Origin of the sequence: Vibrio sp. 10N.222.51.C5 (genome assembly GCF_041474575.1) — a bacterium.
Taxonomy (GTDB): domain Bacteria; phylum Pseudomonadota; class Gammaproteobacteria; order Enterobacterales; family Vibrionaceae; genus Vibrio; species Vibrio crassostreae_C.
Map to the genome: position 1 here is coordinate 1 of NZ_JBFRUJ010000065.1, position 25,177 is coordinate 25,177.

The following is a 25,177-nucleotide window of genomic DNA, read 5'->3' on the forward strand; positions in this document are numbered from 1 at the left end:
GGTGTTCATGACACGCTTACGACACTCGTCCCTCGCTCTAGGGAATGACGATAGGCCGTCGTCCTTTGTTCAAGAGCGTAACGGCCTAGTGGTCGTCATCCTCGAGAGGGAAGAATGACCGAGTCGGGGATCTCTGGTTGAAGGTGATTACCAGTCAACGCCTTGTAGCGCTTTAACACCAGATTCAAAAGCGTGTTTCACATTGCGAACTTCAGATACTGTATCTGCTATCTCAGTAAGAGTACGGTGCGCGCCACGACCTGTAATGATGACAGACTGCATCTTCGGGCGGTTATTCAACGCCTCAACCACTTCATCGAGTTCGATGTAACCGTAGCTAACCATGTAAGTCAGTTCATCAAACAGAATCACATCGATCGACTCATCAGCCAGCATGCGTTGGCACTCTTTCCATACACGCTGCGCAGCTTCAATATCTTGCGCTTTGTTCTGAGTTTCCCAAGTAAAGCCTGTGCCCATGACTTGGAACTCGACATCAAGCTTTTGCAGAACGTTTTTTTCGCCGTTATCCCAGGTACCTTTAACAAACTGAGCAACGGCGCATTTCTTACCATGACCAACTGCACGTGTAATCGTACCAAAACCGGATGTTGATTTACCTTTACCGTTACCCGTGATGACCAGCAATAGGCCTTTTACTTCTTGTGCTGCAGCGACACGTGCATCGACTTGTTCTTTTACTTTCTGTTGTCTTGCTTTGTGGCGTTGTTCTTTGTTGTCTTCAGTCGACATAACAAATCCTTTTAAGTTGTGATTGCGTCTATCATAGCCTAACTTAACGATAGCAAAAACCATCGGAAGAACAGGTGATTAGGGATGAAAAAGATACTCGTAGTTTGTATGGGGAATATTTGCCGCTCGCCAACAGGTGAAGCGGTGCTAAGGAAGAAAGCGCAACAGCTGGATATTGATGTTGTGGTCGACTCTGCGGGGACGATTGGTTTTCATCAAGGCAACCCGCCAGACTCGCGATCCAAATCTGCAGGAGAGAAGCGAGGCTACAGCTTTAAGGGGATTAATTCTCGTAAAGTGGTAGATAATGACTTCGAAGAATTTGACCTGATACTCGCGGCCGATAGGGCGAATTTAGACGACTTAATGAGCCAATGCCCAGTTCACCTCCAATACAAGCTCGCATTATTTTTGAGTTTTGGAGAGTCACAATATCAAGAGATCCCCGATCCGTATTATGGTGAGGGAAATGGTTTTGAATTGGTGTTGGATTTAATCGAAGAGTCTAGCGAAGCGATACTGCGTTCGATGTAGTGTAGGAACAATGTACGTCGTTTTGTTATCAGCGTAAGGGCTGACCGATAGGTATAAAAAAGGCCGACATTGAATGTCGGCCTCTCTAAATCTAACTTAAAGCTACAGCTAAGATTACTTAGACATTACTTTGTAGATTGGGTCTTCTGCAACGTTCGCTTCAACTAAGCTACCTGCTTTGTGCAGCATAGCAACACAGTCTTGGCTTAGGTGGCGAAGGTGAAGTGTTTTACCTAGCGCCGCGTAACGGTCAGCAATCGTGTCGATCGCTTCAATTGCAGAGTGGTCAGTCACGCGTGAGTTTGCGAAATCGACGATTACATCTTGTGGATCGTTGTATGCGTCAAACAACTCTAGGAAGTTAGCCGTTGAACCAAAGAAGATTGGGCCGTTAACTTTGTACTCTTTTGAGCCTTCAGCGTTTACTGATGTATCTGCGTAGATGTGTTTAGCATGTTGCCAAGCAAACATTAGCGCAGAAGCGACAACACCAACACCTACTGCCACAGCAAGATCAGTCAGTACTGTTACTACGGTAACAAGAACGATAACGAAGAAGTCTTGTTTAGGAACGCGACGCGCAAGCTTGAAGGTTGCCCATTCAAATGTGCCGATAACAACCATGAACATTACGCCCACAAGTGCTGCTAGAGGAATCATTTCAATCAGTGCAGAACCGAACAGGATGAACATCAGTAGTGCAACTGCGGCGACGATACCTGAAAGACGACCACGACCACCTGAGTTTACGTTGATCATCGATTGACCGATCATCGCACAACCACCCATCGCACCGAATACAGAACACGTTACGTTAGCCATACCTTGACCAACACATTCACGGTTAGATTGACCACGAGTGTTTGTCATTTCATCTAGTACTGTCAGTGTCAGTAGAGACTCGATCAGGCCGATAGCCGCAAGGATAATTGCGTACGGTAGGATGATCTGTAGTGTCTCAAAAGAAAACGGAACAGCAGGAATAGAGAACGTTGGTAGAGAACCCGCTAGCGTTGCAGCTTCGTCACCAGACATTGTACGTAGGAAGTCGACAACAGTTCGAGTTTCAAGGTCAAGACCGACAACCAAAGCCGTTACTGTAACAATAGCAACCAGTGAAGATGGTACCGCTGTTGTTAGCTTAGGTAGGAAGTGGATGATAGCCATTGTAAGGGCTACTAAACCCAGCATGAGTGTCATTTGACCGCTTGGTAGCCAAGTTAATGCACCTGTTACGTCTGGCGCTTTAAACTGACCAAGCTGAGCTAGGAAGATAACAATGGCCAAACCGTTCACGAAACCAATCATTACTGGGTGTGGAACGATACGGATAAATTTACCTAGTTTAAATACACCTGCTGCAATTTGCAGAAGGCCAGCCAGCATAACGGCTGCGAATAGGTATTGAACACCATGGGTTGCCACTAGGCTCACCATTACAACGGCCATTGCGCCGGTTGCGCCAGAAATCATACCTGGACGGCCGCCAAAGACAGAAGTGATTAAACCTACGATGAATGCTGCATAAAGACCAACCATTGGGTCAACGCCAGCAACAAAGGCGAATGCTACAGCTTCAGGTACCAGAGCCAGGGCTACTGTAAGACCTGAAAGCACGTCATTCTTTACAGAGTGCTTTGAAAATTGTGGGAATTCGAACATGTTTGCTCAGCTATGCTTAAGATGGATTTACCGACACGGGTGTATTGCGTAGCCAAACAGTGATGGAAAAGAGCGGCAATAGCGAAGTGTCGAAAAGATAAGTGCGCGAATGCTACCCAAAAATGTGATTAAGTTCAAGGTTGAACCTAACTTTGAGTAATATATCTGTTAATTTTTATTCGATTAGTAGATATGAAAAAGGCTGCTTTAATAAGCAGCCTTTGATTCTATTTACTCGCGATTACCTATCAGTAATCACTAGTAGTTTGGCTTAGTCATCGCCGCGCCAGCTTTGTTCGACGCTGCCTGACTGCCTGCACCTTTCGATACAAAACGTTCAGTGCGGAACGGAGCTGCAATCACTTCAATCTCTTTGATCTCTTGAGGACCAGGAGCTTTAGTCATTGGTGAACCGGCTTGCTTCTTAGCAACAGCTGCCTTTGGTGCCGCTTTAGGAGCTTCTGCTTTAACAACAGGTGCTTCTTCAACTTTTGCACTTTCAGCTTTAGGCGCTTCAGCTTCAACAACTGGTGTTGCTTCTGCTTGCACAGCTTCTGCTACAACAGGCGCTTCAACTTTCGTCGCTTCTGCAACCACTGGTGCTTCTTCAACGACTGCAGGAGCTTCAACTACAGCAGGAGTCTCAGCTACTTGAGCTTCAACAGCAGCATCTTCACGACGGATGATAACTTTACCCATTGCAAGCTCTGGACATGCGAAGCCGCCAGTCATTGCTACGTTGCTTTGTGGTGCCGTCTCTAGAGCAACATTCTGCTCTTGAACAGATGTTTGAGCTTCAGCTGCTACTTGAACTTCAGCCACTTCAGGCTTTGCCTGCTTGTGGTGAGGTTTTGGAATGAAGCGAGGCATCACTTTACCCATAGCCATCTCTGGAGAAGCTACACCACCTTTACGTAGGCGGAATGGGTTAGGGCGACGATCACGACCGCGACGACGACGTTGACCACTTGCACGTAGGTGACGTGGAGAACGACGGTTACGACGTTGTTTCGGCTCTTCCTGTTCAGTTTGCTCTGCATTCGCTTGAGTTGCTTCTACTTGTTCCGCAACTTTTTGCTCTTGAGCTACTGACTGTTCTTTTGAAACAGATAGTTCTTTAGCAGCAACCTGCTCTTTTGAAGCGTTATCTTCAGCTTGAGCTTGTTGGTCTTTAACACGAACTTGCTTGTTCAGTTTACGACGCTGACGACGCTCTTTAATCTTAGCTGCTTTCGCTTCAGGTTTAGCCTTAGGCGCTTCCGGTTTACCAGCTTGTGCTTCTGCTGCTAGCTGTAGACCTTCTTCTGCTAATTTAGATGGTGCTTGCTCTTCGCGTTGCTTCTGCTCATCACGTGGCTTGTTGCGACGGTCTTGCTTAGGCTTGCGAGGCTGACGAGTTTGCTGTGGAGCTGCTTCTTTTTGCTCTTCAGGCTTCTCATCACGAGCTGGCTTACGGCGGCGTTTGTTGTCACGGTTTTCGTTACGATTGTCACCACGTTCACCACGGTCGTTACGCTGTTCGCCACGCTCACCACGTTGGTTACGACGACGGTTATCGTTACGATCACGGCGTTGACGGTTGCCGTTGTTACGATTGTTTTTAGGTTTTTCTTCTTCTTTCTTCTCTTCTTCTTTTTTCTCTTCTTGAGTTGAAGAGCCAAATAAGAAGCTACCGATAGCTTTGAAGAAACGACCAATTAGGCCTGGTTCTTGAGTCGCTGCTGGTTCAGCTTTCTTCTCTTCTACAGCTTTAGGTGCTGGAGCAGGAGTTGGTGCTGATTGAGCAGGAGCTGCGAAGCCTTTCAGAGCAGGTTCTTCGATCTTCTTAGGACGAATAGTCTGTTCAGCAGGCTCTTTGCTTTCCGCTTCTTTTAGAGCTTCTAGCTTGTTAGGCAGCAAGTAAGATAGTAGATCGAACTCTTCACCTTCACGAACACGGATAACCTCAAAATGCGGCGTTTCCATGTCTGAGTTAGGAACAACAGTGATCTTAACTTCTTGGTTCTTCTCGATGTGGTTTACTGAGCGACGTTTTTCGTTCAGAAGGTAAGAAGCGATTGGAACAGGCACAACAGCAAGTACTTGTGCTGTGTTGTCTTTTAGAGCTTCTTCTTCAATCAAACGTAGAACAGAAAGTGCTAGAGATTCGTTATCACGAACAACACCAGTACCTGTACAACGAGGACAAATGTGGTGGCTTGCTTCTGCTAGTGATGGGCTCAAACGTTGACGAGACATCTCTAGAAGACCAAAGCGAGAAATACGACCAATCTGAACACGTGCGCGATCTAAACGAACGGCATCACGTAGACGGCTTTCTACTTCGCGTTGGTGGCGAACCGGGGTCATATCGATAAAGTCGATTACAACAAGACCACCTAGGTCACGTAGACGTAATTGACGTGCAATTTCATCGGCAGCTTCTAGGTTAGTGTTAAGTGCTGTTTCTTCAATATCGCCGCCCTTTGTTGCACGAGCAGAGTTGATATCGATAGAAGTCAGTGCTTCTGTTGGGTCGATTACGATAGAACCACCAGATGGAAGACGAACTTCACGTTGGAAAGCAGATTCGATCTGGCTTTCAATCTGGTAATGGCTGAATAGTGGCACTTCACCATCGTATTTCTTAACGCGATTCATGAAATCTGGGCGTATTAATTGAATGTGCGCTTGTGCACGTTCAAAAATAGTATTGCTGTCGATTAGAATCTCGCCAATATCACGACGTAGGTAGTCACGAATTGCGCGAACAATAACGTTACTCTCTTGGTGAATTAGGAAAGGAGCTGCATTTGAATCAGAAGCTTGCTTGATAGCGCCCCAATGGTTCAATAGAACATTCAGGTCCCACTCTAGCTCTTCTGCGCTTTTGCCAACACCCGCTGTACGCACGATTAAGCCCATACCTTGAGGAAGCTCAAGAGTGCTTAATGCTGCTTTCAGTTGAGTGCGTTCATCACCTTCGATACGACGAGAAATACCGCCAGCACGAGGGTTATTAGGCATAAGAACTAAGTAACTACCAGCCAAAGAGATGAAAGTTGTCAGTGCAGCACCTTTGCTACCACGTTCTTCTTTCTCTACTTGTACGATTACTTCTTGGCCTTCTTTTAGCACTTCTTTAATGCTAGGACGGCCTTGGTATGTATAACCTTCAGGGAAGTATTCGCGGGCAATTTCTTTAAGAGGGAGGAAACCGTGACGTTCTGCGCCGTAATCAACGAATGCCGCTTCTAGGCTTGGTTCAATACGGGTAATACGTCCTTTGTAGATATTCGCTTTCTTTGACTCGTGACCTGGACTTTCGATATCTAGATCGAACAGTCGTTGGCCATCAACCAAAGCGACACGCAACTCTTCTTTTTGAGTTGCGTTAATTAACATTCTTTTCATTTAGAAGTTCTCATTGTCTTTTCTTATTTTCATCATTGTTCTTATCGCTTTATTTCGTTTCTCATGGTGCCAGATCCCATGGCTTTATCGGTGCAGCCTCCCGGCTGGAGAGGGATGCTCTGGGGCACGTCAGTCATCATAGGGAGTTAGCCTATGATCCGCGATGTGGCGGTGAATACTCAACATGAGTGTACGTGAGTAGAGCGATAAGGAACTCAGTTGACCGTGTCTTACGCCGATTGCAGCACTGTCTAATCTGAGTTATCTACTCATTTACTTGCTTATGAATGGTTAGCTGTTTAAATAATAGTCAAACCACTGATAGCAGCTGTGAACTATAGCAGCGGTCGGTAAACACAGCAATCTGCTTTGTCGGAATGCTGTAAAAAAAACAGTTTTTGTTTGGGTTTTGATAGCTCTAACTCACTGTCTATAAATAATTTATCAATTGATATTTTAATTTGCAGGAATCTTGATGCTTTTTTGTTCGAAGAATCAAAGAAATATAGAACTTCGGCGACCATTTTGGGATAGATCGGTAAGGATTAGGGACAAATAAGTTCGGAATAGGGCTAAGAAAATCTCAATTATCAAAAGTGACAGTGGTACAATAGCGCAATGAGCGAAATTAGAACCCAAGTCCAATTTGTCGACATTGACGAAGATATGGCTGGTCAGCGTATTGATAACTTCTTACGCAACCAATTAAAAAACATCCCGAAAAGCATGATTTACCGAATTGTGCGTAAAGGCGAAGTCCGCGTAAACAAAAAACGCATCAAGGCTGAGTACAAACTAAAAGCTGGTGATTTAGTTCGTATCCCGCCAGTTACCATTGAAGAGAAAGTTGAAGAGAACGTGCCAAGCACGAAACTCAACAAGGTTTCAGAATTGGAACAGTGCATCATCTATGAAGATGATCACATGCTGATTTTGAATAAACCATCAGGTACTGCGGTTCATGGTGGTAGTGGACTTAAGTTCGGCGCAATTGAAGCGTTACGTGCTCTTCGCCCTGATGCTCGCTTTCTTGAATTAGTGCACCGTATCGATAGAGATACGTCTGGCATTTTGCTTGTTGCTAAGAAGCGCTCGGCGCTAAGACACCTTCAAGCACAGTTCCGTGAAAAAACCGTACAGAAGTATTACTTTGCTTTAGTGATGGGTGAGTGGAAGAACAGCTGTAAGGTTGTAAATGCTCCATTGCTAAAAAATGAAGTAAACAGCATTGTTCGCGTGAACCCAAACGGCAAAGCTTCTGAAACCCGCTTTAAGGTTTTAGAGAAATTCCAAGAGGCGACGTTGATTCAAGCTAGTCCAATTACAGGCCGTACACACCAAATCCGTGTGCACGCTCAGTATACTGGTCACCCAATTGCTTGGGATGATCGCTACGGTGATCGTCGTTTTGACGCTTACACGGGGAAGGTTGGTCTTGATCGTCTGTTCCTACATGCAGCAAACATCAAGTTCACACACCCAGGTAGTGAAGAGAAGATGGATATCTCGGCGCCAATGGAAAGAAGGCTAGAGAAAGCCCTAACTGGTTTACGTAAGCTTTAAGAAGATACGAGATACGAAGGTATAGAGTGCCTCTAAATTTGTTCTTCAGTATCCATAAATGAGAAAGGTTGACGAATATCGTCAACCTTTTTTGTTTTCATCTGTTGTAGAAGATCCCCAAGTCGCTCGTTCCTCGCTCTTGAGGATGACGACTTTTTAAAATCACGCTCTATATCATTAGTTGGTTAGATAAAATTGCGTGTTCCGCCATTCCCTAGACTGACGAAGGAAGGAGTAGGGAATCTCTAACAAAGAGAGCGTATCCGTTATAGTACACCCATTCCTTGCGCTTCTAACATATCGACTAGATCGATCAGCGGTAAGCCGATCAAAGTATTTGGGTCTTTCCCTTCCATCTGTTTAAACAACGCGATGCCTAACCCTTCACACATAAAGCTACCTGCGCAGTAATAAGGCTGCTCTTTTTCAACATAACTAATGATCTGTTGCTTAGTTAAATCGCGGAAATGCACTACAAAGGTGTCGAGACGTGTGTCAGCTTCATTGGTTTCGTTGTTCCAAACCGAAAGCCCAGTATAAAAAGTAATGCTCTTGCCGCTTTGACGAGATAACTGCTCGATCGCTTTTTCTCGAGTGTGAGGCTTACCAATGATCTCTCCATCAATTACGCAAACCTGATCAGAACCAATGACTAAGCTAGGTTGCTCCACAACACAAGACTTAGCTTTGGTCTCAGCAAGGCGCATCACCAACTGTTGTGGTGTCTCTTCTGGAAGCGGCGTTTCATCGCAGTCTGGCTTGGCTGTAATGAAGCTTAACTGTAGTTTTTTGAGGATCTCTTGCCTAAATGGTGATGTAGAGGCTAAAACTAGTTGGTAATTTCTCATTTTAATTTACAATTCGAGTAAGCATTTAGTTCAGGATAACGTAACTTATCCTGCTATTCATAATGCTCTGAACAGGAAAGGTAGGAAAGTACATTTTTTTTGCCATTTCCTTTGACTAAACATGATTTGGAAGATAAGATTCGCGCCCTATGCAAAAGGAAAAAATACCGCGTACAGTTGATCCGGCAAGAACGGCTCAAAAACGACTTGATGTGAATGGTATCATTCAGGTCAGTCTTTTAAAGCGTTTAACCGAAGCAACTGAAGGCGTAAAACGTGACGCGCAAGTCTCAATGTCATTTGGGCTTGATGAACAACGATTAGTCGTTATCTCTGGTAAAGCTAACGTCGAAGTCGATTTAGAGTGTCAACGTTGTAATGAGGTTTTCGCACATGAGTGCGATGTCCAATTTACTTATACTCCTGTTTACAGTGAGAAAAGTGAAGAGGAAGCACCGGAAGAGTACGATTTGGTAGATCTGAACGAGTACGGTGAGTTAGACCTGATTCAATTAGTTGAAGACGAGTTCATCCTTGGATTGCCACAAATAGCAATGCACGACGATGCGGACTGTAGCGTTAACTCAAATAATTTGGTATTTGGTGAACTTCCTGAAGAAATTGAGGAAGATAAAAAGCCGAATCCATTTGATGTTTTAAAAAGCTTAAAGAAGTAACTGCTTCTTTAAGAATTTACATAGGAGTAGGGTCAATGGCCGTACAAAAGAGCAAGAAATCACGTTCAATGCGTGGCATGCGTCGTTCACACGATGCACTAACTACAGCTGCACTTTCTGTAGACGCAACTTCAGGTGAAACTCACCTACGTCACAACGTGACTGCCGAAGGTTTCTACCGCGGCAAAAAGGTTATCAACAAGTAAGGTTGACCTTTGCAAAATCTAACCGTTGCGCTTGATGCAATGGGCGGGGACTTCGGTCCTCGTGTAACAGTGCCTGCCGCCGTGCAGGCACTGTCGTATTTCCCAGAGCTAAAAGTCATTCTCATAGGTGATCGAACCGCGATCACATCTCAATTATCTTCATTAGGTCGAATGCCTGATTCTCGTTTGAGTATCCAGCATTGTGATCGAGTTATATCCAATTCTGAAAAACCGTCACTAGCCTTACGTAACAGTCAGGGTAGCTCTATGCGTGCTGCTATTGATTTGGTTGCTGAATCACAGGCTGATGCTTGTGTGAGTGGTGGTAACACCGGCGCACTGATGGCGCTATCTCGTTTCAGACTCAAACTTCTTCCCGGCATTGATAGGCCTGCATTGGTTTCAGCTTTGCCTACTGCTTCTGGCAACCGTACATGGATGCTTGATTTAGGGGCGAACGTTTCTAGTGACGCAGATTCACTGTTTCAGTTTGCCGTAATGGGCAGTGCATTAGCGGAACAACATTTAGGTCGCGCGCCACGTGTCGCTATCTTGAATATCGGCGCAGAAGAAATTAAAGGCAATGACCTTGTAAAACGATGCGCTGAAATGTTGTCTAATACTCAGTCTGTGAACTTCATAGGCTATATTGAAGGTAATCAATTACTTCAAGATGCTGCTGATGTCGTCGTATGTGATGGTTTTGTGGGCAATGTCTGCTTAAAAACGTGCGAAGGTACGGCTCAGCTCTTTATTGATAAGCTAAAAACGCGCATGATGGCTTCAACAATAAAGGGTTGGATAGCCAGAATGCTGTTTTCTGAGCTATTTACTGAATTAAAAACCTTGAACCCCGACCAGTATAACGGCGCAAGTTTGTTAGGATTGCGCGGCATTGTCATTAAAAGTCATGGAAGTGCTGATGTGTCTGCAGTCGTCAACGCGATTGGTGAAGCAGTACACGAGGTCAAACGACAAGTCCCCAGCCGCATTAGCGATCGTTTGGAAGCGGTTTTACTCGAGAGGCATTATTAGTCTTCATGTATAGCAAAATTTTAGGTACTGGCAGCTACTTGCCATCTCAGGTGCGTACGAACGCAGACTTAGAGAAAATGGTAGAGACTAGCGATGAGTGGATCGTTGCTAGAACTGGTATTAAAGAGCGTCGTATTTCAGCGGAAAACGAAACCGTTGCTGATATGGCGTTTTACGCTGCTGAGAATGCCATTGAAATGGCAGGTATCGACAAAGATGAGATTGATTTAATCATCGTTGCGACAACCAGCGGTAGCCACACATTCCCGTCTTCGGCATGTCAGGTACAAGGCAAGCTCGGTATCAAAGGCTGCCCTGCATTTGATTTGGCTGCGGCGTGTTCTGGTTTTGTTTATGCACTGTCTGTTGCTGATCAACACATTAAGACTGGCATGTGTAAGAACGTTTTGGTAATTGGTGCTGATGCACTGTCAAAAACCTGTGATCCGACTGACCGCTCTACTATCATCCTATTTGGTGATGCAGCAGGTGCGGTGGTTGTAGGCGCAAGCGAAGAGCCAGGTATTTTGTCTACTCATATTTACTCTGACGGTAAATACGGGGAGCTTCTAAGCTTAGAAGTACCCGAGCGTGGCGGTGATGCAGATAAATGGCTGCACATGGCGGGCAACGAAGTATTTAAAGTGGCGGTAACTCAGCTTTCTAAGCTAGTTAAAGACACATTAGCTGCGAACAATATGGATAAGTCAGAGCTTGATTGGTTAGTTCCACACCAAGCGAACTACCGTATTATCTCGGCTACCGCTAAAAAGCTGACGATGTCGCTTGATCAAGTAGTTATTACTCTTGATAAGCACGGTAATACGTCAGCAGCTACCGTACCAACGGCCCTTGATGAGGCTGTTCGCGACGGGCGAATTAAACGTGGTCAAACGCTTCTACTTGAAGCATTTGGCGGCGGCTTCACTTGGGGTTCTGCGTTAGTTAAATTCTAACCCTAAGCGATAATCAACAAACAAGGCACATAACTTATGTGCCTTATTCAATTTTTTGCTTTGCTTAAAGGAAAATTACAATGAGCAAATTTGCTATCGTATTCCCAGGCCAAGGCTCTCAAGCTATCGGTATGCTTGCTGACCTAGGCGAACAGTATGATGTTGTTAAAAAGACATTTGCTGAAGCTTCAGAAGCACTTGGTTACGATCTATGGGCATTGGTTCAAGATGGTCCTGTAGAAAATCTAAATGAAACTTTTCGCACTCAACCGGCTCTACTAACAGCGTCTGTTGCAATTTGGCGTGTATGGCAAGAGCTTGGCCTAGAGCAACCTGTAAATCTAGCAGGTCACAGCCTAGGTGAATATTCTGCTCTTGTATGTGCCGGCGTTATCGACTTTAAAGAAGCGATCAAGCTGGTTGAACTACGTGGTCAACTGATGCAAGAAGCGGTTCCTGCAGGTGTTGGTGCAATGTACGCAATCATCGGTCTAGACGATGAAGCGATTGCTAAAGCGTGTGAAGAAGCTGCGCAAGACGAAGTTGTGTCTCCAGTTAACTTTAACTCTCCTGGCCAAGTTGTTATCGCGGGTAACAAAGCTGCAGTAGAGCGTGCTGGTGCACTTTGTAAAGAAGCGGGCGCTAAGCGTGCACTTCCGTTACCTGTTTCTGTGCCGTCTCACTGTGCACTGATGAAGCCAGCAGCAGATAAGCTAGCAGTGGCTCTAGAAGCTCTAGAGTTCAACACGCCAGCATTGCCTGTTATCAATAACGTTGATGTTATTGCTGAAACAGACCCTGCAAAAATTAAAGACGCACTTGTTCGTCAGCTATACAGCCCAGTTCGTTGGACTGAAGGTGTACAAGCGATGAATGAGCAAGGCGTTGAGAAGCTACTTGAATTAGGCCCTGGTAAAGTTCTTACTGGCCTAACAAAACGAATCGTAAAAACTATGACAGCTGCTGCAGTTAACGACACTGCATCACTAGAAGCTGCTAAGTAAATAACCACTTAATAGAGAAGTTATGATGAATTTAGAAGGCAAAGTTGCACTAGTTACAGGCGCAAGCCGTGGTATCGGTCGTGCAATCGCTGAACTTTTAGTTGAGCGTGGTGCTAAAGTTATCGGTACAGCTACTTCTGAAGGCGGCGCAGCTGCAATCAGTGAGTATCTGGGTGAGAATGGTAAAGGTCTTGCTCTTAATGTCACTGATGTTGACTCAATTGCTGCTACACTGAAAACCATCAACGATGAATTTGGTGCGATTGACATTCTAGTTAACAACGCAGGTATCACTCGTGATAACCTACTTATGCGTATGAAAGACGATGAGTGGAACGACATCATTGATACTAACCTAACGCCTATTTTCCGCATGTCTAAAGCTGTATTGCGTGGCATGATGAAGAAGCGTCAAGGCCGTATTGTTAACGTTGGTTCTGTAGTTGGTACTATGGGTAACGCTGGTCAAGCTAACTACGCAGCTGCAAAAGCTGGTGTAATTGGCTTTACTAAATCAATGGCTCGTGAAGTTGCGTCTCGTGGCATTACAGTAAACACTGTAGCGCCTGGTTTTATCGAAACAGACATGACTAAAGCGCTAAATGATGACCAACGTGCAGCAACTTTGGCGAATGTACCAGCAGGTCGACTAGGTGACCCTCGCGAAATCGCTGAAGCTGTGGTATTTTTGGCGTCACCTGCGGCAGCTTATATCACAGGTGAAACACTTCACGTCAATGGCGGTATGTACATGGTGTAAATTATGTGCAACATTTGTGCATGATTTAAGTCAAGATCATACGTAATTTCGGTTAAAATCGTGAAAATTGTGGTTTGACCAGAAAAGTTGACCTTGCAACTTTCAATAGATTGAATAAACTACGGAAAACATCGCATAAAGCGAACTCTGTAAAGGAAAAGAAAAAATGAGCAACCTCGAAGAACGCGTAAAGAAAATCATTGTTGAACAGCTAGGTGTAGACGAAGCTGAAGTTAAAAACGAAGCTTCTTTCGTTGATGACCTAGGTGCAGATTCTCTAGACACAGTAGAGCTAGTAATGGCTCTAGAAGAAGAATTTGACACTGAAATCCCAGATGAAGAAGCTGAGAAAATTACTACTGTTCAAGCAGCTATCGATTACGTAACTAGCGCTCAGTAATAATCTCTCCCAGGCGGTCACCTCGACCGCCTGTGTTTTATCTAACTCATCTATCCTCATCTTAAATCACCTCAATCCCCGGAGTGTAAAATCGTGTCCAAGCGTCGTGTAGTTGTCACTGGCATGGGTATGTTGTCACCGGTAGGCAACACTGTAGAATCTTCTTGGAAAGCCCTGCTAGCTGGTCAAAGTGGTATCGTTAATATCGATCATTTTGATGCAACCAATTTCTCAACTCGTTTTGCAGGTCTAGTTAAAGACTTTAACTGCGAAGAGTATATGACTAAAAAAGATGCTCGTAAGATGGACTTGTTCATCCAGTACGGCGTCGCAGCAGGTATTCAAGCTTTAGATGATTCAGCCCTAACTATTACTGAAGAAAACGCTCCACGTGTGGGTGTTGCTATCGGTTCTGGTATTGGTGGTCTTGGTTTGATCGAAGCCGGTCACCAAGCTCTAACTGAAAAAGGCCCTCGTAAGATCAGCCCGTTCTTCGTACCGTCGACGATCGTGAATATGATTGCTGGTCACATGTCTATCATGCGTGGCCTACGCGGTCCAAACATCGCGATTTCTACTGCATGTACGACTGGCCTACATAACATTGGTCACGCGGCTCGTATGATTGCATACGGCGATGCAGACGCAATGCTAGCGGGTGGTGCTGAAAAAGCATCAACTCCACTAGGTATGGGCGGTTTTGGTGCGGCTAAAGCACTTTCTACTCGTAACGATGAGCCTCAAAAAGCTTCTCGTCCATGGGACAAAGGCCGTGATGGCTTCGTTCTTGGCGACGGTGCAGGCATGATGGTTCTTGAAGAGTACGAACATGCGAAAGCTCGTGGCGCTAAGATTTACTGTGAGCTAGTTGGCTTCGGTATGTCGGGTGACGCTTACCACATGACATCTCCAAGTGAAGATGGCTCAGGTGGCGCACTAGCAATGGAAGCGGCTATGCGTGATGCTGGCATTACTGGTGAACAAATCGGTTATGTAAACGCACACGGTACTTCGACTCCTGCTGGTGACGTAGCGGAAGTTAAGGGCATCAAGCGTGCTCTTGGCGAAGCAGGCAGCAAGCAAGTATTGGTTTCTTCTACGAAATCAATGACAGGCCACCTTCTAGGTGCTGCTGGTTCTGCTGAAGCTATCATCACGGCTATGTCTCTGGTTGACCAAATTGTTCCACCAACAATCAACCTAGATGATCCTGAAGAAGGCTTAGATATTGACTTAGTACCTCACACTGCGCGTGAAGTTAGCAACATGGAATATGCTGCATGTAACTCATTCGGTTTCGGTGGTACAAACGGCTGTTTGATCTTCAAAAAGATTTAATCATCTTATTAAAGACGTAAACACTCGTAGATAGTCACAATTAGACTTGTTTTTAAACGGCTTGATGCTTTAGCATTGAGCCGTTTCTTTTTATGGGGAAAAACATGTTTTGGGTTGATGGAGAAAGCCAGCAAACTATCGATATTTTGGATCGCTCGTTTCAGTACGGAGACGGCTGTTTTACGACAATGCTCGTGAGTGATGGTGAGATACAACATCTTCACGATCATCAGCACCGTGTCGACGAGTGCCTTAAAGCGCTACGCATTTCTGCTCTTGATTGGGATGTTGTTAGTCTTTGGCTCGATACTGCGCTTCAACACATCCAACATAACGCTCTTCATGGCACAAAGAGCCTTGATGGTTCAAAGAAGCTCCATAACGCCAACAAGCCTCATAATCAAAAAGCAGGGATCAAGCTGCACGTTAGTCGTGGAGCGGGTGGGCGTGGCTACAGTACCAAGAATATCGCCAAGCCGACAATCACCATCAGTACCTTTGATTACCCAAGCCATTATTCAGCGTGGCAAGACTCCGGTGTTGACCTCGGTATCTGCCATCAAGCGCTAGGTTTGAGCCCACTACTGGCTGGCCATAAGCACAATAATCGCCTTGAGCAGATTTTGATGAAAGATGAAATGGATCAAGCTAATGAAGTGGATGGCGTGGTTCTTGATATATCGGGCAATGTGATTGAAACCACCATGGCCAATCTGTTCTGGCGCAAAGGTCAGTCGATATACACACCTCAACTCACTCAAAGTGGTGTCGCGGGGGTTATGCGTAAGCAAGTGTTAACCGCGCTGAATCAGGCTGAACTTTCCGTTACAATTAGTGACTACTGCTTATCTCAACTCATGCAAGCTGATGAGGTTTTCATGACAAACTCCATTTTAGGGGTTGCCCCAGTTACCCGTATTAGTGATACCCAATTTAACATTGGAACCGTTACTCGTAGCCTTCAAGGACAACTAAACTCGTGATCAAAAAGTTATTTATTTTTATTATCTTGTGCTTAATTGCAGCCGGTGCTGCTGGTTTTTATGTTTACAACCAAGCGCAAGATAACCTGAAACAAGTTATTCAATTAGAAAAACCACAAGTCGTGACTGTTGCTTCAGGTAGCAGCTTTAACCGCGTTCTAGCCCAGTTGATTAACGAGGGGCTGTTTGAGGCTTCTCCTTACGAGAAATTAATCCGTAAGTTACATCCTGAGCTTGTAGACGTAAAAGCGGGTACTTTCCTGCTTGAACCGGGTTTAACCTTAGAGCAAGCGCTACAGGTGCTTGTAGAAGGGAAAGAACACCAGTTTACTATTACCTTTGTTGAAGGCAGTCGTTTTGACGAATGGCTTGTTCAGCTAAAAGACAACGAATTCATTCAACAGACATTGGATGGCGTTTCTGAAAAAGAGATCGCTGAAAAGTTGGGTATTGAAAACGAAAAGCTAGAAGGTCTCTTCTTAGCAGAAACGTATCACTACACCTACGGCACCACTGATTTAGATTTGTTGAAGCGCGCGCATCGAGACCTAATGAGCGTGGTGAATGAAGAGTGGGAAAATCGAGCGGATAAGCTGCCTCTTAAATCGCCATACGAAGCGTTAATTCTTGCATCTATCATTGAGAAAGAGACCGCTGTTGCGTCAGAACGTGAGCGTGTTTCTTCTGTGTTTGTTAACCGTCTAAACAAGCGTATGCGTTTGCAAACTGACCCAACGGTTATCTATGGCATGGGTGACAGCTACGATGGCAACATCCGTAAGAAAGACTTACGCACGCCAACGCCTTACAACACCTATACAATGAGTGGCTTGCCACCGACACCTATCGCTATGGCAGGCAAAGCGTCTATCAACGCGGCGTTGAATCCAGAGAAGAGCAACTACTTGTATTTCGTTGCGAGTGGAACAGGTGGTCACGTATTTTCAAAGAGTTTGACTGAGCATAACCGTGCAGTGCGAGCTTACTTAAAGCAATTAAGAAAAAACAGATAAAGAAATAATTATGAATCAGTCGAAATTTATCGTGGTTGAAGGCCTTGAAGGCGCTGGCAAAAGCACAGCAATCAATGCCATCGTTGAGACATTAAAAGCATCGGGTGTTGAAGATATTGTTAATACTCGCGAGCCGGGTGGTACTGTCTTAGCTGAAAAGATGCGTTCATTGGTTAAAGAAGAGCACGAAGGCGAGAAGCTTCAAGACATGACTGAATTGCTGTTGATGTATGCAGCACGTGTTCAATTAGTCGAGAACGTCATCAAGCCGGCGCTCGCCAATGGTCAATGGGTATTGGGTGATCGTCATGATATGTCTTCACAGGCATACCAAGGTGGTGGTCGCCAGATCGCGCGCACGACTATGGAATCACTGAAAGCAACCACGCTAGGCGGCTTTAAACCCGATCTAACGCTATATTTGGACCTAGACCCTAGAGTAGGGCTAGAGCGTGCTAGAGGCCGTGGTGAGCTTGATAGAATTGAAAAGATGGACATCTCATTTTTCGACCGCACGCGTGAGCGCTATCTAGAAATTGCAGAACAAGATGATTCTGTACTTGTGATTAACGCGCAGCAAGAAATTGAGCAAGTAGCCGCTGATATTAAAGTCGCGCTAACTGCTTGGCTCGACAAACAGTAGGTAGTCATGGCTGAAGTGTATTCTTGGCTCACACCGGTATGGAGTGAGTGGAAAAAAAGTCTCGATGCGGAGCGTTTTCCTAACTCTGTGATTGTTAATGCACCGGAAGGGCTCGGCGTTGATGCTTTGATTAGCCAACTTACCGACGCATTGATGTGCACGAACTATGAAAGCGAGTCGTGCGGGGTTTGCCACAGCTGTGAGTTAATGAAGTCGGGCAGTCATCCTGATTTTCATGTGATCTCACCCGAGAAAGAAGGTAAGTCGATCACGGTTGATCAAGTGCGTGCCAGTAACCGCTGGGCTCAAGAGTCTTCTCAGTTAGGTGGTTTGCGCGTTATTTTGCTTAACCCTGCTGAAGCAATGAACGAATCGGCTTCCAACGCACTATTGAAAACTCTGGAAGAGCCATCAAGCAAGTGCATCTTCATTCTGTCTACTCGTAACAGTAATCGCTTAATGCCGACTATTATTAGCCGTTGTCAGCAATTCAATGTGGTTAGTCCGCAGTTAGAGACAGCATCAGCGTGGTTAGATGGTGAAGTGGGCAAAGCGGTACCGCAGTATATTTTAGCACTCAATGACAACGCGCCTTTAAAAGCAAAAGCGATGTTTGAGCAAGGTGGCGTTGAAGCTTCAACAAAAGCGCTCGATGGCTTTGTGAATGTGATAAAAGGCACTCAACCTGACATGCTAAAGTTCTCTACAGAGCTTAGCAAAGACCCTTTGATTCAACTTGGCTGGCTTTGGCATCTATTGTCAGATGTACAGAAGCTGCATTTTGGTTTGGCGAATCAGGCTTTCACTCCGAGTGCGAAAGCACTGTGTGAGGCGATGTCTTATCAAAGTGCTTATGCAGCATCGAATAAACTGCTGACATTGATTGAGCAGTTAAAGCAACACCCTGGGCTCAATACGGAGCTACTCATAATGAATTGGCTGATAGCCACTTGCGAGGAAACATGTTCGTAGATTCCCACTGTCATTTAGACAAACTGGATTACCAAGATTTACACACCAGCGTAGAAGATGTGGTTAACAAGGCGAAGGCTGCTAATGTAGACCAATTGCTTTCTGTCGGTGTGACACTCGATTCGTTTGAAAATATGCTCGAGATGATCTCGCCGTTTGATAACGTTAAAGCCTCTTGTGGCGTTCACCCTCTCGATGTTGAAAGTGATTTCAGCCTAGAGACAATGCGTGAATACGCGAGCAACCCTAAGGTTGTGGCGATTGGAGAGACAGGTTTAGATTATCACTACCAACCAGAGACGGCGGAGCTGCAACAGCTACGATTTAAGCAGCATGTTGAGTTAGCCGTTGAGCTGAATAAACCTTTGATCATTCACACTCGTAACGCACGTGAAGACACATTAGCTATTTTACGTGATGGCGGAGCTGAGAAGTGTGGCGGTGTGATTCACTGCTTTACCGAAGATCAAGCATTCGCAGAAGCAGCAATGGAACTAGGTTTCTATATCTCAATTTCAGGCATTGTGACCTTTAAGCAGGCTACAGAACTTAAAGAAGTTGTTAAAAACCTACCGCTAAACAGGTTGCTGATCGAGACGGATTCTCCATACTTGGCGCCCATTCCATATCGTGGAAAGCAGAATCAGCCTGCATATGTCGTCGAAGTGGCGGCCTACATTGCGCAATTAAAAGGTGTGTCGATGAAAGAGGTTGCCGAACAAACGACCAAAAATTACCAAAAACTTTTTTTGCGATAAAAATCTAAGTAAACAAATAAAAGGGAGCAAAAGCTCCCTTTTTGTGTTTTTGATCACCAAAAATACGTTTTTTTTTAATGTTTACGAATTATGTTGAACTTGAGAGCGCTAATTATAACATTTGTAATTTTGTTACTAAAAATAACATTCGCTCCTATTTTATTTACCCAGTAAAATAATAGGGCTCTTGAAAAATACTTATATATTTCAATGCATTAAACACTTGTAAAGCATTGCATTTCTAGATTTGACATGTGATCCAAGACGTGTTTTGAAACTAAATTTCGTAAGTGACTAGAAAGTTAGTTCCCCATCAATATATATTTAGCGGCAGAAAATATAATGCAATACATGGTTACATTTTCGCAGGGTGCTAACATATAGGCTACGGGGGTGTGCCGTTAGAACCCAATATAATTATTTTATCTTTATCAGGAGCATAAACATGTTTAAGAACCTTTTTGCTAGCCTGCAGAAAGTTGGTAAGTCTCTGATGCTTCCAGTATCAGTTTTACCAGTTGCGGGTATTTTGCTAGGTGTCGGTGCAGCAGATCTTCCTTTCATTCCAGAAATCGTTTCAAACTTAATGGAACAAGCTGGTGGTTCAGTATTCGGTCAAATGGCACTACTGTTCGCAGTAGGTGTTGCACTTGGCTTTACTAACAACGATGGTGTAGCGGGTCTAGCTGCTATCGTTGGTTACGGCATCATGACTGCTACACTTGGCGTAATGGCTGGTGTAATGGGCGTTGATAAAATCGATACTGGTGTACTAGGTGGTATCCTAGTCGGTGGTGTTGCTGCTTGGGCATTCAACCGTTTCTTCCGTATTCAACTACCAGAGTACCTTGGCTTCTTCGCTGGTAAGCGTGCTGTGCCAATCATCACAGGTTTCTCTGCGATTGGTCTAGCAATCCTACTATCTGTAGTATGGCCACCAGTTGGCGGCGCTATCTCTGCGTTCTCTGATTGGGCTGCTCACCAAAACCCACAAGTGGCGTTTGGTATCTACGGTATCGTTGAGCGTTCTCTAATTCCATTTGGTCTTCACCACGTTTGGAACGTACCTTTCTTCTTTGAAGCTGGTACTTGTGTAAACGCTGCTGGCGAAACTCAAAACGGTGTTCTTACTTGTTACTTAGTTGCTGATGACGCATCTCGTGCAGCGGGCAATGGCTTCGGTCAGCTAGCTGGTGGTTACATGTTCAAGATGTTCGGTCTACCTGCTGCTGCAATCGCGATTGCACACTCAGCTAAGCCTGAAAACCGCGCTAAAGTAATGGGCATCATGGCTTCTGCTGCGTTGACTTCATTCCTAACGGGTATCACTGAACCAATCGAATTCTCTTTCCTATTCGTTGCTCCAGTACTGTACGCAATCCACGCTCTACTAGCTGGTTCTGCATACGTTCTTGCGAACACTCTAGGTTTTGTACACGGTACATCTTTCTCACACGGTCTAATCGACTTCCTAGTTCTATCTGGCAACGCGTCTAAGATGGGCCTAATGGTTGTATGTGGTATTGCTTACGCTGCAATTTACTACATCGTATTCCGCACTGTGATTAAAGCTCTAGACCTTAAAACTCCAGGCCGTGAAGACGAGACTGAAGAAGAGTCAGTTGCGACTGGTTCTGAACTTGCTGGTGAGCTAGTTGCTGCATTCGGTGGCAAAGCGAACATCACTGGTCTTGACGCTTGTATTACTCGTCTACGTGTTGCAGTAGCTGATACAGCTCTTGTTGACCAAGACAAGCTGAAGAAACTAGGCGCTGCAGGTGTTGTAGTAGTAGCGGGTGGCGTACAAGCTATCTTCGGTACTAAGTCTGACAACCTTAAGACAGACATGGATGAGTGGATCCGTAACAACGGTTAATTCTCTGATTCAATAAATTGAAAGGAGGCCGAAAGGCCTCCTTTTTTGTTTTCTGCTCTATGAAAGATCTATTGTGCTTAATCTCCATTAACTCAGATACTTATCATTCAACTCGATCAGTTGATGGTTGCTCTTAAATTTTTCGTGTCTTTTATCTTTTACCTAGCGATGACACCTTTCGTTATTATTCCAGTAAACTACCGCTTTTAAACACAGTCTGAGAATATTATGAAACATCGTTACTTGATCGGCCTTATGTGCTGCAGCGGAGCCTCGTTTGCTCACGCTTCTGAAGCTCCAGCTTTGGAAGTTGGACTTGCCATTGACCAAGGCCTGAGTGTCGTTGTGGAATTTGATCAGAAATACCGTGCTACGATTGGCAATGACGGCGCTGCCTTTGATTACATTTTGAAGCGTGGTCAGTTCGAGACTGAAGCTCCGTTGAGCTGGTACGTCGGTGCTGGTGCTTGGGCTGAATGGAATGACGACTTTGGCTTACGCTTGCCGTTAGGCGTGAAAGTGAATTTCTACGAAGGTTGGAATGCTTACGCTCAAGTTCACCCTGAACTCGATATGTATAAAGGTGTTGAGTTGCAAGTGGGCGGCGCTTTAGGTGTTACCTATAAGTTCTAACCTGAACTAAAACCGTTTTAATAATGAAAAAACCAGCATTTAGCTGGTTTTTTAGTTTGGGCCGATCTTATATTTTTGCTTCATTGAGCCGCTTAGAAAGTAAAACTCAGTCCGACATTGGCTTGGAATTGGTTCATCCAGTCGGTATCAAAGCGAATGATGCACTCTTGCCCGTTATTTGGGATATTACAAACACCGGAGGTATCGTTGTCGACAACCGTGCCTAACCAACGTACTTGTGTGTTCAACGCTAGTCGGTCACTAAATTTGTACTCTAAGCCACCAAAGATAGAAGTTGAGAATCCATACTTATCTTTTGCCCAGTCTACATCGACGTAAGAAGCACCCAGGCCTAGCCCTAGATAACCCGACAACACAGGCGAAGCAGGGTAGTACTTGGATAGCTTGACTTCGGTCGGTGTGATCTTGTCAGGCAGAGTCGCCCCGCGTTCGAATTGCGGAATGTCTTGAATTGAAGATTGGACTAATTTCAGATTGGATAAAATGGAAATGAGATAAGAATCGAGGTTTTCAATGTCAGTCATGCGTTGCAACAAATCGCCTTTTTCAATCACACCTACCATGGTAAACACATCCTTTATTTTGGTTTTAGCGGTTCGAGCCTGGCGAGAAAGTACCCCTGAAAATAGTCAATATCTAACTTTTTCATACTCATTAAAGCGTCTCTCGTTTCAATCCCTTCAATAAGAGTTTTTGCACCAATGAGTTTAGCAGATTTGATGGAGCGCATAAGAGGTGACTTGTCACCCGACATGTATCGATTTAGCAATGACATATCCAGCTTAACAATATCAGGGCTTATCTGACTTAATCTCTCATGATCGCTATCGGTGCCGGAAAAGTCGTCGAACGCCACTTTAAACCCGTCGTTCTTGAGCTGTTGCGAGGCAACGCCAAGAATGTAATTCGAGTCATATGGAGTTTCGATAAACTCCATAATGATATTGTTTGCGCGCATGTTAAGCGACCTGAGAAATCGCTTTTTGTAGAAATCGTTAATGCTACCAATGGCAATGTCTTCACAGCAGGTAGGGGATAGGTTGAGAAATAATAGCCAGTTCTTTTTGCTTTTCTGCCGAGCAGTCGCAAAGTTTTTAAGGTGGATTAGCTGACAAAGGTTGCTGATATTAACCAAATCTCGCTCTGCAATGCTCTCATTATGAAAGATGGCGTTTGGAGGAATGCTTTTACCCGTCGAATCGGTCGCTCGCACAAGGGCTTCTAAGCCGATTTTCTTGTTATTTGAATCATAGATAGGCTGATAGACGCTGGTCAATGTCATGTCATGGTATTGAGCCGTGTACGCGCCGTTGCTCTCGATAGAGAGGGTGTTGGTGTTTCGGTTGGGTGTTTTGACGATCATGAAAAATTTGTCACTTTTAAGAAAACCCACACGGATGAACCATGTGGGTTTCTATGTTACTTCGACTTTCTCAATCGCGTAAGGGCGAGTAACCCAAATAACGAAAACAGTCCTGTTGAGCCGCCGCTACTGCCACCACTGCCACTACCGTCGCTACCGTCGCTACCGTCGTTATCTTCGGGTAACTCTTTTGCTATTACCGAACTGATAGGGATAATGGTGTTATTGGTATCGTTTAAATAAAGCTCTACGTTACTGTCAGTGCTTTGAGCTACGCCGTTTGGGTTAACCGTCAGGGTAAGCTCGCATGACTCGTAAGTGTCGAGGCTTACATCGCAGCCAGTGACCGTGAAATTGTCCATATCACCCGTTAAGCTAGGGGCTACGTAGTCGGTAAACTGAGTCAGGTTTTGCACTTTAAATGTACTGGTGATTGAGTTGGTATCACTCTCAACAATATCAAAAATCATTTCTGACGGCGCAGTGACTTTGTTGATGGCAGTAGCAATGTTTTCTAGGTACATGCCAATGATTGCAAACATATTTTGAGTGTGATCGAAATACTCAGAAGACGCTACCATTAAAGCGTTACCATCTAAGACCATCGGTGTGCCTGAATCCCCTGAACTTGCCGTTCCACTCACCACAGTCGGTTTGACGATAAGGTAATCAAATGTTCGATATTCACATTCAACTGATGAACTGTCACAATCAGCGGTTACATCTGCTCTATCTACAGCTTTGTTAGGGTTGTAACTATAAGTTGTAAAAGGCAGTTCAAGAGTCGTCTCTTGCATTACGGTTGGAGCTGAATTTGTTTCATCGTTCCCCCAACCACGAAAGGTAAACGTATCCCCTGTTTCTAAATAAAACGCTTCGCTGATACTATCAAAAATAGGCTTAATGGCTGCTTGATGTTGCTGCGGTATTTTGTCAGAAAGCTGAATGAGCGCAATATCTCGCTGTCCAGAACTACGCGCCCAATCCAAATTAAACCAGACATGTTGAAATGCGAATTTCGACGCGCCATGTACGGATTCAATGTAGGCTAACTCATTCAACATAGAGTTGTAGGCAGATTCAAATGTACCGTAGACATCAAGGTTTGAATAGGTGGTGCTAATCCCGTCAGCATATCGCTCAACGCCCTTGTAAACGGTAATGGAATTAGACGCCCCACTGTCAAGCCAAGGCAGGTATTCAGTGTAATTCGATGTGTAAGCACTATCACCAGTACAGTGTCCCGCCGTAAGGATGTATTCGCCAGAAATCAGTAAGCCGCCACAGGTCGATGTTAGCCCCTCTGGATTAGAGACTTCAAAGCGTACTGTATGGTCGCGGTAGTCAGCTTCGGCAACGTCCGTTCCCATGCGTACCGCACTGGCATTTAAGCTCGTTAACACTGTCAGCACACCGACAGCAATTGTAGTTTTTCTTAACATCATATGTTCTGTATTCCTTGAATCTAATGTGGGTCGTTAAGTTTCTAATATCTCATAGCTTTTTAAGGGCGCAAGCTTTTGCATGTTAGCCTTTTTGTTATCCCAATAAAAGCATGTAAATTAAAAGTGCGAATGGCTTTGTTTCCTAAATCAGGGAACTAATGCTTAAAGCTACGATCAGATCATCTAAGTTCACTCACATACTTAGAGCAATGCCAAAGCCTCGCTACAGAACAACTAACTGGAAACAATATAACCAAGCCCTAATCAATCGTGGTTCACTGACATTCTGGATTGATGAGGAAGCGATTCAACAGTGGAAGCAACTCAAGCAAGGTAAACGA

Annotated in this window: 23 protein-coding genes and 2 pseudogenes; 18 read left to right on the top strand and 7 right to left on the bottom strand. The window is 44.8% G+C overall.

Translation table 11 applies throughout. The features are described 5' to 3' along the window. Positions 1–147 precede the first annotated feature (147 nt). On the bottom strand, positions 148–753 hold the full coding sequence (gene cobO / locus AB4558_RS19450) for a cob(I)yrinic acid a,c-diamide adenosyltransferase (RefSeq protein ID WP_017062158.1): 606 nt from the start codon (positions 751–753) through the stop codon (positions 148–150). 84 nt (positions 754–837) lie between these two features. Between cobO and AB4558_RS19455 the strand changes: the two genes are divergently transcribed. Next, positions 838–1,287 carry a low molecular weight protein-tyrosine-phosphatase gene (locus AB4558_RS19455; RefSeq protein ID WP_372073701.1) on the top strand — a complete coding sequence of 150 codons (450 nt, stop codon included), beginning with the start codon at positions 838–840 and terminating at the stop codon, positions 1,285–1,287. A 114-nt stretch (positions 1,288–1,401) separates the two neighbouring features. On the opposite strand, the gene AB4558_RS19460 is transcribed toward AB4558_RS19455, so the two are convergent. Together AB4558_RS19460 and rne are read right to left on the bottom strand one after the other, a co-directional pair. Beyond that, the gene (locus AB4558_RS19460) at positions 1,402–2,949 is read right to left on the bottom strand and encodes a SulP family inorganic anion transporter (RefSeq protein WP_017063477.1); all 1,548 of its coding nucleotides are present in this window, start codon (positions 2,947–2,949) and stop codon (positions 1,402–1,404) included. A 258-nt stretch (positions 2,950–3,207) separates the two neighbouring features. Continuing rightward, the gene (gene rne, locus AB4558_RS19465) at positions 3,208–6,342 is read right to left on the bottom strand and encodes a ribonuclease E (RefSeq protein WP_102427873.1); all 3,135 of its coding nucleotides are present in this window, start codon (positions 6,340–6,342) and stop codon (positions 3,208–3,210) included. Between the two features lie 618 nt (positions 6,343–6,960). Here rne and rluC point away from each other — a divergent pair. Further along, positions 6,961–7,905, top strand: coding sequence for a 23S rRNA pseudouridine(955/2504/2580) synthase RluC (rluC, locus tag AB4558_RS19470; protein WP_105057404.1), 945 nt, complete (start codon positions 6,961–6,963; stop codon positions 7,903–7,905). Between the two features lie 266 nt (positions 7,906–8,171). Here the strand turns inward: rluC and AB4558_RS19475 are convergent, their stop codons facing one another. Continuing rightward, on the bottom strand, positions 8,172–8,753 hold the full coding sequence (locus AB4558_RS19475) for a nucleoside triphosphate pyrophosphatase (RefSeq protein WP_017067204.1): 582 nt from the start codon (positions 8,751–8,753) through the stop codon (positions 8,172–8,174). A 149-nt stretch (positions 8,754–8,902) separates the two neighbouring features. On the opposite strand from AB4558_RS19475, the gene yceD reads away from it, so the two are divergent. The 15 genes from yceD (at position 8,903) to AB4558_RS19550 (ending at position 22,007) form a co-directional block, all read left to right on the top strand. Beyond that, entirely contained in the window at positions 8,903–9,430 is a 528-nt protein-coding gene (gene yceD, locus AB4558_RS19480) for a 23S rRNA accumulation protein YceD (protein ID WP_046222705.1), read from the top strand. A gap of 35 nt (positions 9,431–9,465) precedes the next feature. Then, the gene (gene rpmF, locus AB4558_RS19485) at positions 9,466–9,636 is read left to right on the top strand and encodes a 50S ribosomal protein L32 (RefSeq protein WP_004737376.1); all 171 of its coding nucleotides are present in this window, start codon (positions 9,466–9,468) and stop codon (positions 9,634–9,636) included. A gap of 9 nt (positions 9,637–9,645) precedes the next feature. Next, positions 9,646–10,671 carry a phosphate acyltransferase PlsX gene (gene plsX, locus AB4558_RS19490; protein ID WP_065605496.1) on the top strand — a complete coding sequence of 342 codons (1,026 nt, stop codon included), beginning with the start codon at positions 9,646–9,648 and terminating at the stop codon, positions 10,669–10,671. Positions 10,672–10,676: 5 nt separating this feature from the next. Further along, positions 10,677–11,627 carry a beta-ketoacyl-ACP synthase III gene (locus AB4558_RS19495; protein WP_371713367.1) on the top strand — a complete coding sequence of 317 codons (951 nt, stop codon included), beginning with the start codon at positions 10,677–10,679 and terminating at the stop codon, positions 11,625–11,627. A gap of 80 nt (positions 11,628–11,707) precedes the next feature. After that, entirely contained in the window at positions 11,708–12,631 is a 924-nt protein-coding gene (gene fabD / locus AB4558_RS19500; RefSeq protein ID WP_017063479.1) for an ACP S-malonyltransferase, read from the top strand. Between the two features lie 25 nt (positions 12,632–12,656). Further along, on the top strand, positions 12,657–13,391 hold the full coding sequence (fabG, locus tag AB4558_RS19505; RefSeq protein WP_010437280.1) for a 3-oxoacyl-ACP reductase FabG: 735 nt from the start codon (positions 12,657–12,659) through the stop codon (positions 13,389–13,391). A gap of 166 nt (positions 13,392–13,557) precedes the next feature. Then, complete coding sequence (gene acpP / locus AB4558_RS19510; protein ID WP_004737381.1) at positions 13,558–13,791, top strand: acyl carrier protein; 234 nt, start codon at positions 13,558–13,560, stop codon at positions 13,789–13,791. A gap of 93 nt (positions 13,792–13,884) precedes the next feature. Further along, positions 13,885–15,129, top strand: a complete 1,245-nt coding sequence (gene fabF / locus AB4558_RS19515) for a beta-ketoacyl-ACP synthase II (protein WP_010437291.1) — start codon at positions 13,885–13,887, stop codon at positions 15,127–15,129. A gap of 104 nt (positions 15,130–15,233) precedes the next feature. Beyond that, a complete protein-coding gene (pabC, locus tag AB4558_RS19520) occupies positions 15,234–16,112 on the top strand; it encodes an aminodeoxychorismate lyase (RefSeq protein ID WP_372159018.1) in 879 nt (292 codons plus the stop codon). Then, a complete protein-coding gene (gene mltG / locus AB4558_RS19525; protein ID WP_017062149.1) occupies positions 16,109–17,125 on the top strand; it encodes an endolytic transglycosylase MltG in 1,017 nt (338 codons plus the stop codon). Before pabC ends, mltG begins: the two co-directional genes overlap by 4 nt. 10 nt (positions 17,126–17,135) lie before the next feature. Continuing rightward, positions 17,136–17,768: a dTMP kinase gene (tmk, locus tag AB4558_RS19530; RefSeq protein ID WP_017062148.1), complete on the top strand. Its 633-nt coding sequence runs from the start codon at positions 17,136–17,138 to the stop codon at positions 17,766–17,768. Between the two features lie 6 nt (positions 17,769–17,774). Further along, a complete protein-coding gene (locus AB4558_RS19535) occupies positions 17,775–18,740 on the top strand; it encodes a DNA polymerase III subunit delta' (RefSeq protein ID WP_136973547.1) in 966 nt (321 codons plus the stop codon). Further along, entirely contained in the window at positions 18,731–19,498 is a 768-nt protein-coding gene (locus tag AB4558_RS19540) for a TatD family hydrolase (protein ID WP_017063483.1), read from the top strand. Before AB4558_RS19535 ends, AB4558_RS19540 begins: the two co-directional genes overlap by 10 nt. 445 nt (positions 19,499–19,943) lie before the next feature. Further along, positions 19,944–21,374 carry a PTS glucose transporter subunit IIBC gene (gene ptsG / locus AB4558_RS19545; protein ID WP_017062145.1) on the top strand — a complete coding sequence of 477 codons (1,431 nt, stop codon included), beginning with the start codon at positions 19,944–19,946 and terminating at the stop codon, positions 21,372–21,374. A gap of 228 nt (positions 21,375–21,602) precedes the next feature. Continuing rightward, positions 21,603–22,007 (top strand): hypothetical protein, encoded by a 405-nt coding sequence (locus tag AB4558_RS19550; RefSeq protein WP_372159019.1) that lies wholly within the window; start codon positions 21,603–21,605, stop codon positions 22,005–22,007. Positions 22,008–22,099: 92 nt separating this feature from the next. On the opposite strand, the pseudogene AB4558_RS19555 reads toward AB4558_RS19550, so the two are convergent. The 3 genes and pseudogenes from AB4558_RS19555 to AB4558_RS19565 all read right to left on the bottom strand — a co-directional run. Beyond that, positions 22,100–22,408, bottom strand: a pseudogene (locus AB4558_RS19555) (porin family protein); the annotation flags it as partial. A gap of 197 nt (positions 22,409–22,605) precedes the next feature. Beyond that, the gene (locus AB4558_RS19560) at positions 22,606–23,391 is read right to left on the bottom strand and encodes an EAL domain-containing protein (protein ID WP_372159020.1); all 786 of its coding nucleotides are present in this window, start codon (positions 23,389–23,391) and stop codon (positions 22,606–22,608) included. A 56-nt stretch (positions 23,392–23,447) separates the two neighbouring features. Then, the gene (locus tag AB4558_RS19565; protein WP_372159021.1) at positions 23,448–24,836 is read right to left on the bottom strand and encodes a trypsin-like serine protease; all 1,389 of its coding nucleotides are present in this window, start codon (positions 24,834–24,836) and stop codon (positions 23,448–23,450) included. Between the two features lie 209 nt (positions 24,837–25,045). Here AB4558_RS19565 and AB4558_RS19570 point away from each other — a divergent pair. Further along, positions 25,046–25,177: pseudogene (locus tag AB4558_RS19570) on the top strand (IS5/IS1182 family transposase); the annotation flags it as partial.